Raw genomic sequence first — 12,196 nt, forward strand, 5'->3', positions numbered from 1 at the left:
ACCATCTCCTATCCTTTCTTAAACCTCACACCGTTTTCTTTTAGCTTTTTAATCGTGGCAGGGCCGATACCTGAAATGGCTAGGATTTCTTTTTCGGTATGCTTTTCCAAATCTTCCTTGCTCATAATGCTAGCATCGCATAGATATCGGCCTTTATCAATCTTAATCCCTTTCATGCAGGGGGAATTAAAAAATTCTAATCGTTTGCGCGGAGAATCAGGCAGACTGTCCTGATACTCTTCTGCTAAAGCAACCATTTGATGGATAACAAAGGGTTTGGTGACCAAAAAGGTCTGTAGGGGGTGCAAGGTAATCTGGAGAGATAAAGCTGAGTTAGGACGGTAGGTAGAAACTTCATTTGCTATATCAAGCTGCTGAACCCAGTAAGGGTTATCAAAAACTTGTACGGCTTCTTTATTGACGTTTGCTAAATACCTAAATAATTCTTTAGCCGCATCCATGTCACCTATAAGTATCATGGCAATAAGCATATGTACTATGACGCCATCATCCTGCCACTCTTGCCCAAGCTGTTCTTCATAAAAATCAGTAATTTCCTCTGTTTTATAAAGAGCGTTATAAGCACTCAACATCAAATAAATAAATCCAGGCGGAAATCTATCATCAGCAGCAATTTTAGAGCGTACAAAATCCACTACTTGACCAGCTAGCCCGACCAGCCCTTCTTGCAGATAAGTCTCTGTCACAAAAGTGATGACTGTCAAGGGACTACGGGCTTCCAAACTATACCAAGATGCATAATCAGTTTTCTTCCACTCTGCCAAAGCCACTTGATAAAAACCCTGCAGTTCTTTTAAGTAGTCAGCTGAAAATTCTGTGCTTCTTAACAGCAAGGATTGAAATCTTGCTTCAAAGTGGTCCGGATATCTTGCTAACAGCTTAGTAATCAAACGGAGTTGAACATTTTCATCTTCCTCTTCCATCGCCTGATAAAAGAGCTCGTCTGCTTCATCCATTTCCAAATCTTCAAAATCTAAGACAGAATCTAATTGATCCAAAATGTCAGGATTACCAGTTCGTTCAAATTCTTCAATAAGTCTATTGATCGATGCTTCATCAGAAGATCCTTGAGAAAATAGCGGATAGTCGGTTTTTTCTGCAAAGGAAGCAAAATCAATAATGTTGTTGCTTTCCCGTTTCTGCTTCTGTTTCAATTCTTTCTTACGATTCTTCTTTTTAGCCATAATTTTCTCTTTCTCACCTCTCCCCTTCCCACTCGGCATAGAACTGCTGGAGATAGCTTTCCATAAACTCATGGCGTCCTTGCGCCAGGCGTTTACCTTCTGCTGTGTTCATGAGGTCTTTGAGTTTGAGGAGTTTTTCGTAGAAGTGCATGATGGCTGTGTCCTCGCCTTTGCGGTAATCCTCTAGGGTCAGGTTTTCTCGGGGTGCCATAGTCGGGTCGTGAATCAATCGGCCTTTATGGCCCGAATAAGCCATGGCTCTGGCAATGCCGATAGCGCCGATGGCATCGAGGCGATCGGCATCTTGAACCACTTGCCCCTCTAAGGAGAGCTTGGCGGTGTTGTGCCCACCTTTATAAGAAATGCCTGTCATGATACTGGTGATTTCAGTAATTTGAGCTTGTGACAAACCTTGCTCAGTTAGGAAATACTCCACTTCAGCCAGAGCCTTGTCTTCATCGAAAAGCTTGCTGTCGGCCATATCATGCAGCAGCGCAGCCATTTCACAGATAAAGAGATCTGCTTCTTCGGCTTTTGCAATGGCCAGAGCAGTCTTCGTGACACGCGCAATATGCCACCAATCATGACCGCTGGCCTCGCCAGCTAAAGTAGCTTTCACGAACTGGCGCGTGCTGGCAAGAATCTTTTCCTTATCCATGATCTGCCTCCCACTCACTTCTGAGCAGACCGTATCTCAGGTCATCACAGCGATTGCCCAAGGCATCTTTGCGATCCCGAATCCGTGCCTCTAAAGTAAAACCCAATTTCTCCGCCACGCGCTGACTTTGCTTATTGGTGTCGTAGCAGTTCAATTCAATCTTATGAAGGTTGAGGAGGGTAAAACCAAGCTCAATCAAGGCAGCTGCTGCCTCCGGCACAATTCCTTGTCCCCAGCAATCCGGATGCAGCGTATAGCCGATTTCTAACACATCATCTGCATGGCGGTGATTAAAATCCACAGAGCCAATCACCTTGTCCTGTCCTTTCAGCTTTATACCGTAGCCAGAAGGCAGCTGCTGCTCCGCCTGATTTTGAGGCAGAATATGTTCCAAATAATAAGCCTCATCCTCAACCGTTTCGACCGGCGGAAAGCCTGCCGGATAGCTAACTTCCGGCAAACTGGCATAGGCAAAAACATCCGCAGCGTCCGCAACTGTCCGCTGACACAAGATTAAGCGGTCGGTTTCGATATCAGGCAAGCTAGCATTGCTGATTTCTCCATGTATCTTAATCATTCTTTCCTCACCTTTTATCTAAAACTTACAATTAAAAAGAAAAACGCCCCCGTCAAAAGACAGGGACGAACTTATTTCTAAATCCGCGGTACCACCCACATTCGGGTCTTGGAAAACGCTCCAGCTGAAGCAAAGAAATTTCCGCATAGTCTACCCGCTGCTCTTTATTTTTCTTTAAGGACCATCAGCAACCCATACCGATATCTGTGCGGATTTCTCAGCAGCACCGCTTTCTGTAACAGATAGACTTCAGCATTCCTCTGAATGGTTTTATTCTAGCAAAATTTCAGCTGCAAAGCAACTGACACTATCTTATGCTTTCAGGCTGACGCCGTTTTCCTGCAGCTTCTTAACAGTTGCAGGACCGATGCCTTTAAGAGCAAGCAGGTCTTTTTCCGTCCAGTCAGCAAAATCCTGTACCGAAACAATGCCTTCATTGTACAGTGTTTCCGCCAGATTCGCCCGAATATCAGCCAATTCCGGCAGTGCAGAAAATTCCTCTAAGCTCGGCTTTTTAAGCGAGTCCTTAACATCTTTTGTGACTGTTTTGGCTGTTTCTGCAACACTGGCAGCAGCTTCTTCTACAGCTTGTTTAGCCTTAGACAGCAGTCCTTGACGTTTCATTTGTAATTTCAGTGCTTTTTTACGATTCTTCTTCTTTGCCATTTTGTCCTCTTCCCATTAATACTCACGTGAACCTAATAAACCATCCGGCATGTCGTGAAAACTCTTGCCATTTTTATAGTTTTCAAATTTTCCCTGAATAAATTTATAAGCATCCAGCTTACTCTCATAACGAATATAAGCATCTGCTGCGTGCTCATCTTTACTTTCCCGGGCAATCTTTTGGCTTTGTTGCATGGCCATTTCATTGACCGTCACCTGCGTATTAATCCAAGTTTCAAAATCCTTTAAAAACTCTTGTTCGTAAGACATTTTTCCTCCTAAATAAAAGGCATTAATCAATCAGTAAACATTATAGCTTAAAAATCAAGGGAATTCAAGATGACAGGCAAAAGACAGCCAAAAATCTATAAAACTCAAAGATGTTCAAGGGCGCTTTCGATTACTTCATCGCCGGCAGACATTTTGATGACCTTGCCGTAAGTATTCGGACGTTCTAAAACTGCCGCCAAAACATGGGCCACATCAGCAATGCTGTTAGTTCCGGGTTTAGCGGGATTGAGAGCTATTTTCCCGCTGGCAGTATCTTCTGTCAGCCCGGTTGGCTGAATAATCGTATAGTCTAGATTTGTCTGATGAACCACATAATTATCGGCAAAGAACTTAGCAATATTATAATTGGTCAGCTTATCTAAACCTGGCAGATGCCACTTATCCGGCTCCAGAGCAAAAATAGAGCTCAGAAGAATAAAACGCTTGATGCCGGCCTGCTCGGCAGCTTGGGCCAATTTGACAGCTCCGAAGGCATCAACCTGCAGCAAATCCTGACCGCGGGAACCTGCTGTAAAGTACACCGCATCCATACCTTTGAGCCGTTCCGCCAAAACCGGCAGATCATCATGAAGATCAAAAGGTACTGCCGTAACATTTTGATGCTTAATGACATTTTCAGGTTTTCTGGCACCCGCATATACGGAATGTTTTTCAGCTAACTGTTGAATTAATTGCTCAGCAACACGTCCGGTTGCCCCTGCGACAAAAATTTTCATCGTCATCCTCCTTAGAAATTTCCTATATTATAGCTCTTTCTTTCCAAAAATAAAAGGAAAACTACTTATTGATAAACCAGCAAGTATTTTTTCTTTCAAGCTTGCATTCTTTTCTATTTTATAGTATCATATAAAAGTCGCCGCTATAGTTAAATGGTATAATAGAGCAATGGTAATGCTCCGTTCCGAGTTCGATTCTCGGTGGTGGCAGTTTTAAAGAAGTCCGATCGGACTTCTTTTTTCATTTCTAATCATAAAAAGACATCCTGTTTTAAAACAAGCAGGATGTCTTGCCGTTTAATTAACACATTCTTCAATGGCACTGTCAGCTGCAATACGGCCAAACGTGAAAATATCGGTCAGCGAATTGCCTCCGAGGCGATTGCCTGCATGAAGACCGCCGGCAACTTCGCCTGCTGCATAAAGACCTGGAATCGTTTGTCCATTTCCATTGATAACATGGGTTTTCGTATCAATTTTAAGGCCGCCCATCGTATGGTGAACCGCCGGTTTGCGCGGCGTTGCATAAAACGGTGCCTTTTCACACTTAAGATCAAAGCTGCCTTTGTTGAACTCAGGATCATAGCCGGCATCAACATAACTGTTGTAATTTGCAATGGTCTCAGTCAAAACTTTTGGATCGATCGCAATTTGCTCTGCCAATTCTTCCAGCGTATCGGCGCGGTAGAGGGTGCCTGCTGCGACCTGCGCTTCAATCTTTTCATCACTGGTATTGTAGGCTGTTTGCTTGATATTATCATCAGCAATCAGATAGAAAAGTCCCCCATTATCAATCGCTGCCTGTGACAGTTTATCCCGACTGCCATACTCGTCAACGAAGCGTTTGCCTTCTTTATTAACCATGATAAAGTTCGCAGGAGGTACCTGAAGACCTGAAAAGAGTGCACCTGTTTCGGGATCGGATACCGGCATCATCTGCGTGAAGCCCATGCCGACAAGATCTGCTCCGACACTTTGTCCAAGGACAATGCCATCTCCGGTAATGGCCGGTGAGTTAGACGTTTTAATATCATCATCAATTTCTGTCCAATAGGTGTTGTACTTCTGCAGCATCTTCGTATTGGCACCAAAACCGCCGGAAGCCAGCACCACAGCCTTGGCATGAACTGTAATTTTTTGACCGTTGCGGCCGGTACCGATCACACCCCGAACAACACCGTCTTCTACAATAAGTTCTTTGACTGGGGTGTCCGTCAGGATAGTTCCGCCGTTTGCACGCACATAATCATCCAGGACAGAGATGTAAGCATAACCCATGGGCATTTTTGGCTTATGGCCGCGGCGCCATAGGGCTCCAACCGGCATGGTGACTTCACTGCGGTCAAATTCTACACCAACATCCTCCAGCCACTTGACAGATTCCAGCGCCCGCTCTGTCAAAATTTTGACCAGATCATAATTGCCGTGGATTTCATGTCTTTGCAGGTCTGTCCGCTTACCGCCGATGTAGGTTTGAATACGGTAGAGTAATTTTGAATCAAAGAGATAGCTTGGGTCTTTAAGATAATTTTCCAGCTCTAGCTTCAAAGCACGGAAATCCTCCAAATATTCCGGATCAATATCAGCTTCATCAGTGTCATGGAGATTTTGAAGATTCTGAGCCTCACCAGGATGCGCTGCAAAGCTGTTTTGCCATTCAGGCCAAGGCGCATTGATTGGGCCGCCGGCGCGGACAGTATTGCCGCCAAGTGCCGGGAATTTTTCAACAACAACAGCTGTTTTCCCTTGCTGAAGAACAGTTGCTGCCGCTGCCAAGCCAGCACCGCCTCCGCCAACAATCACAACATCAGCTGTGTATTCTCTGTCTTCTTTGTCCAGAGCTGACGGTGCTTTGGGACGCTTGCGCAGTACATCAGGATTGCCTCCCGCAAGCTTAACGGCACGGGCAACGCCGTCTAAAACACCTTGACTGGTCACCGAAGCGCCGGATATGGCATCTACATTAAGCGTTTGACCTTCCAAAATCTCATTAGGAATACGGGTGAAGACAATATCTGAAATACCGGATGTTTCTCCGGAACTGTCAATATCAATTTTTTCGATTTTTTCTTCGGATAAGGTCACTGCCATAGGCAGCTTGCCATTGTGGCCTTCTGTCGTTACTTGATAGGTTCCCGGTTCAAAGCGGACATCTTCCGGCAGATTAAGCTGATTGGCCACATCCACAAAACGCAGGAAACGCAAAAAACAGCTATCCAGAAAATCTACTGTTCCTTCATCTTTTAGATCACCCTTCTCATCAAAAGCACGGTGAGCACGGCCAAGTAAGAATTCACTGCCCGGCATAACAGTCGCATTAACACCGGGAGCATCCAGAACCTGACGCAGGTGGAGCTGCGCTCTGGATGACCCCTGAACATCATAGGAAGCCCCTACAATCATAACAGGTTTACCGTCAAGCGGATGAATGGTGAAAGACAGCCATTCCAAAAGACTGTTCAAACTTGAAGGGATGGAGTGATTGTGCTCAGGCGTTGCAATGATGACGCCGTCAGCAGCCGTGATTTTCGTATTAAAGTCTTGAATAACAGGTGTATTGGTTTGATCATTTGTTTCATTAAACATCGGTACATCTGTAATTTCTAAAATATCAATCGCCGCTTTAGCAGCAAAATGTTTCTGCATGAACTGCAGCAGCATGCGGTTGTAGGATTTAGCAGCATTTGTACCAACAATACCAACTAATTTCATCATTAAGATACCAAAAAACGTTGAAAGTGCCTGTGAGACACTTCAAGCGGCAAAAGAAGGCGAGACGGGCTCACCGCCGCAGCGAAAACAGCTAAAATTAAAAATGACCATTTTTAAAATTCGTTATCGGCTTTTAACTTCTTCGCTCGTGTTTCATTCCTTTCTTTCTTACTTCTTTTCATCTGTAAAGGCCGCAGCAATTAACTTTGATTTAAATTGTCAAGCATTGCCAGACTAACTGCTGTGGCTGATTTTTACAACAGACTCTTCTCAGACTTTAGAAACACTGGCTGTACTTGCCAAAGAGTGTTTTATCTCAGCAACAATACACAGGATTTAAAGATTCCTAAAGCCGTTTTTTTCTGTTAATGCTGTCTGAAAAGATCTGCACCAGTTTTATCGCTTTATGCTTTCAGCCAGTCTTCCCAGATGAATGATTTCTTGCGCTCAGTGTCAGACGGTTTGACCAGCTGTTTGGTCAGGCTGACAAATTCTTGAAATTCCTCAAAGTGCTCTTCTAATTCTGCTACTTTTTCGGGATTATCAAGATTAGACTGATCATCTAAAACCTGCTCAGAATGTCCCAAGAGAAATTCGGTTCCCGGCATAACACGCGCTTTTATTTCCGGTGCATCCAAAATCTGGCGCAGATGCCCTTGCGCTCTTGATGTTCCCAGAGCCCCCAGAGAAGCTCCTACAATCATAACAGGTTTATTGATCAGCACTCGGCTGGTGTAGGCAATCCATTCCAAGGCCGAAGCAAGCGGAGCCGGAATCGTGTGGTCATACTCCGGAGTAGCGATAATGACAGCATCTGCTTCAGCAATTTTTTGACTGAAAGCGGCCACCGCTGCCGGAGCAGTTTTGTCCTCAGGTTCGTTAAAGGCTGGTAAATCCTTGATTTCCAAGATTTCAATATCTGCCTTGTCTGCAAAATGTTTTGCCATAAACTGCAATAATTTACGATTGGTGGAACGGTCCGAATTGGTTCCAACAATGCCAGCTAATTTCATTTAAAAGACCTCCTTATCAGCTAATATCTCGCCTCTATTATACATCAAAAAAATATTTTTTGTAAGCGAATGCAAAGGGACAGCCTGTTTCTTTCGAAAATGCTGACAGCATTCTTTGGTGGATTGATTAATAAGCTATTTACCGATAAATTCATACTAAAACTCCGAACAAGAAACAGTAAATTCAGGAAAACCGTTCTTGTTCGGAGTTTTAAATTTATTGTGCCGTATACAGCTTCAAAATCTTATTGCCGATACGCTCAATGTCATCAGTCAGGCCGCGCAGTTCAAAATCATCAATCATAGGAAAACCGAAATGCTCAGAATACTGTTTGGCTGTCAGACAGTATTGATTGTTGAAATTTTTATTGCCCGAACCGACAACACCGTAACAATAGCGATAATTATCCGCAAAAGTAATAAAATCCCTCAGCGGTGTTGTCAGGATTTCAACATCGCCGCTGTCAAGACCGTTTCCCCCCTCAAGATAGGTAGGCAGAAAAGCCACAAAATAATCTGTCATGGCGAAAAAATCTTCTTGATCTTTGACCATATCTTTCACATTAATAGTCTTGATTGGCAGATCTGTCTTTGATTCCAAATAGTCTTTTAAACGTTTGACAAAGCTTTGCGTATTGCCGCTCAGACTGATATAAACTAAATTAATTGATGATGCCATCTTTTCCCCTTTACGATAAATCTTTCTGACGCTTGATTAATTTAACCACCGCCTCGGTTCTTGCTGTATGCGGAAACATGTCGACTGACTGAATATAGACAACGTCATAATGCTTCGCCAGCTTAACCAAGTCTCTCGCCAGCGTTGATACATTGCAGGACACATAAACCATTTTTTCAGGCTGGTAGCGGTTAATAACCTTTAAAAGTTTATCATCCAGCCCTGTCCGCGGCGGATCAACAAGGAGCGCTGTTGCCCTATAGCCATCATTATACCACCTGGGAATAACCGTCTCTGCTTTCCCGACTTCATAGTGCATGTTAGAAAATCCCATCTGTCTGGCATTTTCCTTAGCATCGTCAATAGCTTCGGGTATAATATCCATGCCTCTGACTGATTTTACTTTCCCTGCAAAAGCCAAACCAATGCTGCCAACCCCGCAGTAGGCATCAATCAGCTCATCCCTTTCATTGACATCAAGCGCTTTGATGGCTTGCGCATAAAGAACCTGTGTCTGCTCGGGATTGAGCTGATAAAAGGCCCGCGGTGACAAAGAAAACGAATAGTCCAAGACCTTCTCAGATATGGTATCAGGACCCCAGAGAATCTCTGTTTTATCGCCATAAATACTGCTGGACTTACTTGAATTAAAATTAACCGCAGCCGTCTTAATTTCTGAAAATGCCTCAGTCAGGTCACGAATAACTGGTGCCAGATTAACCGCTTTGCTCGTTACAAAAATCAGCTGGACTTGCTTTGTCGCCTGCGCTTTTCTAACCATAATCGTCCGAATACCGGAAAGCTTGCGCTCATTATGGATTGGCACTTTGTACTTGTCCAACAGCTTGCAGGCCTGGTTGACAATTTTTTGTGTCAGCTCATCCTGCACCAAGCAGTCCTTGATATCAACTAAACGGTGGCTTCCTTCCTGAAAGAGACCCGCCTTAGTTACGCCGCCGATTCTTCGAGTCTGAAACTGCAGCTTTGCTCGGTAATGCCAAGGCTCATCCATTCCTATTGTCGGACGGATATCATAATATTCATAACCCTGCGGTTTGAATTTTTTCAAAGCCTGTCTGAGCAAATCCTCTTTAAAATGCAGTTGTTTGTCATAGCGCAGATGCATAATCTGGCAGCCGCCGCATTCAGCATAAATCGGACAGTTTGGCTGCACACGGAATTTAGACTTCTTATTAATCACAAGCAGCCGGCCCTGCGCAAAATTTGGCTTGACACTGGTTATTTGGCAGAAAATATCCTCACCTTTTAAAGCTCCGGGAACAAAAACCAAAGTCTTTTTATAAAAACCGATTCCTTCACCGTTAATCCCCATTCTTTTAATCTTCAGGGGAATCTTTTGTTTCACTCGTAAATTCATACTACTATTTTATCATTTTCTGCTATAATAAAGGCATGAAAATTACCAAAATTGAAAAGAAAAAAAGACTTTATCTGATTGAAATAGATGAAACCGACAAGCTTTATGTCACAGAAGATACAATCGTTCGCTTCATGCTGAGCAAGGACAAAGAAATCACATCAAATGACTTAGAGCAAATCAAAACTTTTGCCCAGTTTTCTTACGGTAAAAACTTAGCGCTTTATTATCTGTCTTTCAAGCAGCGCTCTGAAAAAGAAATCAGGGATTATCTGGCAAAACATGACATTGATCCAGACAGTATTGCACAGGTCATTAAGCCACTTAAAGAAGAAAGATGGATTGACGACCTGCAGTACATTGAAACGGTTCTTCAGCAAAATCTTCATTCTGGTGACAAAGGAGCTTATGTATTAAAGCAAAAGTTACTGCAAAAAGGCATTGACCGCAAACTGATTGACTCTGCTCTGGAAAAAGCTGACTTTTCAAACATTTGCAGAAAAGCTGCTGAAAAAATATTAAAAAAATACCAGGGCAAACTTCCGCAAAGGGCACTGAGAGACAAGCTCAGCCAAACATTAACAAACAAAGGATTCTCCTATCAGGAGGCTAAAGCAGCAATCGCTGAATTCCCTTTGGAAGAATTTTCTGAAAATGAAGAGGAACTGATTTACAAAGAGTTGGATAAGCAGTACCGCAAGTACAGTAAAAAATACGATGGCTATGAACTCAAGCAGCGCCTGACACAGAGCCTAGCCAGAAAGGGATTTGACTTCGATCAGATTAGAAGCGCCTTGCGCGAGTATTTGTAAACTTCATGACAGAAAGAGTGATTTTTTCAAAAAATTATGATAAACTGTAAAAGACAAACTTAATTGTAGGAAGTTGGTAAGGCAATGAAATTACCTAAGGAAGGCGACTTTATTACAATTCAAAGTTATAAGCATGATGGTAGTTTGCACCGAACTTGGCGCGACACTATGGTACTAAAAACAACAGAAAATGCTGTTATTGGTGTGAATGATCATACCCTCGTCACTGAAAGCGACGGCAGACGCTGGGTAACCCGCGAACCGGCGATTGTTTATTTTCATAAAAAATTTTGGTTCAATATCATTGCAATGATCCGAGATAATGGCGTTTCTTACTACTGCAACTTGGCCAGCCCCCATGTACTGGATCAAGAGGCACTGAAGTATATTGACTACGATTTAGATGTTAAGGTTTTCGCTGATGGTGAAAAAAAACTTCTGGACGTTGATGAATACGAGACACACAAACAAAAAATGGGCTATTCTGCTAACATTGACTATATTTTAAAGGAAAATGTTAAAATTTTAGTTGATTGGATTAACAATGGTAAGGGACCTTTTTCACAATCCTATATCAATATTTGGTACAAACGTTATCTTGAACTTAAGAATCGTTAAGGTTGTCAAAAAAGCACTGCACAGTGCTTTCTTTTTATAGAACCAAACAGGGAGGCTTCGTATTATGGCATTTGCAAATACAAAAGGGCGGTATGCAAGTTTTGGAGTTGTCACCAGCCTGCCGCCGGAATTGATTGATGTTTTCTGGGAAATTCTTGATAATAATTTAAAAGACGTCTTTACACTGGATGATATCTTAACCTTTCAGCTGCTCAATAATCATGGCCAGCTGAGCTTCAAATATTATGATAAGTACAGTCAGACGGCTATCGTGTCTGATTATGCAGCTAAATATGATCCTTTTTATCCGGAAATCGTCCAAATTGTTGACAATAACGGCAGGGAAACCATTCTTCTGCCCCATGAACTAGACACCAATCTTTAAGAGTTATTCCTATATAATTAAAAGCATGATAGCAAAATAATCCCTAGATTATTTTGCTATCATGCTTTTTTATGTTATGATCCAGTCAGAAAACACTCCAGCAAAGCAGGTGTTTCTTATCAGCAATCTTAAAATAATAATTAGAAAATGATAATGCAACTAAAAAAGAACCTCATAAATAGAGATTCATAATAGTCCGTACGGGATTCGAACCCGTGTTACCGCCGTGAAAAGGCGGTGTCTTAACCCCTTGACCAACGGACCATTCTTTATGGGCACGAGTGGACTCGAACCACCGACCTCACGCTTATCAGGCGTGCGCTCTAACCAGCTGAGCTACGCGCCCAAAACGCTTAATAGATTATCATATAAATACTGTACTGACTAAGCAGATACAATGCCGGCTACATGACTTGAACACGCGACCCTCTGATTACAAATCAGATGCTCTACCAACTGAGCTAAGCCGGCCTATCCCTCATGCGG

The 12,196-nt window shown here is 43.0% G+C and carries 13 protein-coding genes and 4 tRNA genes; 4 read left to right on the forward strand and 13 right to left on the reverse strand.

Features of this window, described 5'->3' with window-relative positions:
• Positions 1-8 precede the first annotated feature (8 nt).
• From AC4HAN_RS05390 to AC4HAN_RS05415, 6 genes are all read right to left on the reverse strand, one after another.
• Entirely contained in the window at positions 9-1,205 is a 1,197-nt protein-coding gene (locus tag AC4HAN_RS05390; protein ID WP_491091566.1) for a helix-hairpin-helix domain-containing protein, read from the reverse strand.
• A gap of 13 nt (positions 1,206-1,218) precedes the next feature.
• On the reverse strand, positions 1,219-1,863 hold the full coding sequence (locus AC4HAN_RS05395) for an HD domain-containing protein (protein WP_491091567.1): 645 nt from the start codon (positions 1,861-1,863) through the stop codon (positions 1,219-1,221).
• Entirely contained in the window at positions 1,856-2,440 is a 585-nt protein-coding gene (locus AC4HAN_RS05400; protein ID WP_491091568.1) for a GNAT family N-acetyltransferase, read from the reverse strand. Before AC4HAN_RS05400 ends, AC4HAN_RS05395 begins: the two co-directional genes overlap by 8 nt.
• A gap of 312 nt (positions 2,441-2,752) precedes the next feature.
• On the reverse strand, positions 2,753-3,106 hold the full coding sequence (locus AC4HAN_RS05405; protein ID WP_491091569.1) for a helix-hairpin-helix domain-containing protein: 354 nt from the start codon (positions 3,104-3,106) through the stop codon (positions 2,753-2,755).
• A gap of 15 nt (positions 3,107-3,121) precedes the next feature.
• Positions 3,122-3,376 (reverse strand): DUF1912 family protein, encoded by a 255-nt coding sequence (locus AC4HAN_RS05410; protein ID WP_491091570.1) that lies wholly within the window; start codon positions 3,374-3,376, stop codon positions 3,122-3,124.
• Positions 3,377-3,480: 104 nt separating this feature from the next.
• Positions 3,481-4,113 (reverse strand): SDR family oxidoreductase, encoded by a 633-nt coding sequence (locus AC4HAN_RS05415; protein ID WP_491091571.1) that lies wholly within the window; start codon positions 4,111-4,113, stop codon positions 3,481-3,483.
• A gap of 139 nt (positions 4,114-4,252) precedes the next feature.
• Between AC4HAN_RS05415 and AC4HAN_RS05420 the strand changes: the two genes are divergently transcribed.
• Positions 4,253-4,323: transfer RNA gene (locus AC4HAN_RS05420), tRNA-Thr, on the forward strand.
• 87 nt (positions 4,324-4,410) lie between these two features.
• Here the strand turns inward: AC4HAN_RS05420 and AC4HAN_RS05425 are convergent.
• The 4 genes from AC4HAN_RS05425 to rlmD form a co-directional block, all read right to left on the reverse strand.
• Positions 4,411-6,825: a flavocytochrome c gene (locus tag AC4HAN_RS05425; RefSeq protein WP_491091587.1), complete on the reverse strand. Its 2,415-nt coding sequence runs from the start codon at positions 6,823-6,825 to the stop codon at positions 4,411-4,413.
• 404 nt (positions 6,826-7,229) lie between these two features.
• Positions 7,230-7,838, reverse strand: a complete 609-nt coding sequence (locus AC4HAN_RS05430) for an NADPH-dependent FMN reductase (protein WP_491091572.1) — start codon at positions 7,836-7,838, stop codon at positions 7,230-7,232.
• A 217-nt stretch (positions 7,839-8,055) separates the two neighbouring features.
• Positions 8,056-8,517 carry a class Ib ribonucleoside-diphosphate reductase assembly flavoprotein NrdI gene (gene nrdI, locus AC4HAN_RS05435; RefSeq protein ID WP_491091573.1) on the reverse strand — a complete coding sequence of 154 codons (462 nt, stop codon included), beginning with the start codon at positions 8,515-8,517 and terminating at the stop codon, positions 8,056-8,058.
• A 10-nt stretch (positions 8,518-8,527) separates the two neighbouring features.
• The gene (gene rlmD, locus AC4HAN_RS05440) at positions 8,528-9,895 is read right to left on the reverse strand and encodes a 23S rRNA (uracil(1939)-C(5))-methyltransferase RlmD (protein WP_491091574.1); all 1,368 of its coding nucleotides are present in this window, start codon (positions 9,893-9,895) and stop codon (positions 8,528-8,530) included.
• A gap of 35 nt (positions 9,896-9,930) precedes the next feature.
• Between rlmD and recX the strand changes: the two genes are divergently transcribed.
• The 3 genes from recX to AC4HAN_RS05455 all read left to right on the forward strand — a co-directional run bounded on the left by recX (position 9,931) and on the right by AC4HAN_RS05455 (position 11,710).
• Positions 9,931-10,707, forward strand: coding sequence for a recombination regulator RecX (gene recX, locus AC4HAN_RS05445; RefSeq protein ID WP_491091575.1), 777 nt, complete (start codon positions 9,931-9,933; stop codon positions 10,705-10,707).
• Between the two features lie 84 nt (positions 10,708-10,791).
• Complete coding sequence (gene ntdP, locus AC4HAN_RS05450) at positions 10,792-11,325, forward strand: nucleoside tri-diphosphate phosphatase (RefSeq protein ID WP_027975814.1); 534 nt, start codon at positions 10,792-10,794, stop codon at positions 11,323-11,325.
• 64 nt (positions 11,326-11,389) lie between these two features.
• A complete protein-coding gene (locus AC4HAN_RS05455) occupies positions 11,390-11,710 on the forward strand; it encodes a DUF960 domain-containing protein (RefSeq protein ID WP_027975815.1) in 321 nt (106 codons plus the stop codon).
• 192 nt (positions 11,711-11,902) lie between these two features.
• On the opposite strand, the gene AC4HAN_RS05460 is transcribed toward AC4HAN_RS05455, so the two are convergent.
• The 3 genes from AC4HAN_RS05460 to AC4HAN_RS05470 all read right to left on the reverse strand — a co-directional run bounded on the left by AC4HAN_RS05460 (position 11,903) and on the right by AC4HAN_RS05470 (position 12,181).
• Positions 11,903-11,974: transfer RNA gene (locus AC4HAN_RS05460), tRNA-Glu, on the reverse strand.
• A gap of 8 nt (positions 11,975-11,982) precedes the next feature.
• Positions 11,983-12,056 (reverse strand) — tRNA-Ile (locus tag AC4HAN_RS05465).
• Between the two features lie 52 nt (positions 12,057-12,108).
• A tRNA-Thr gene (locus AC4HAN_RS05470) sits at positions 12,109-12,181 on the reverse strand.
• Positions 12,182-12,196: the final 15 nt, after the last annotated feature.

The organism is Streptococcus sp. ELY_86 (genome assembly GCF_058314495.1).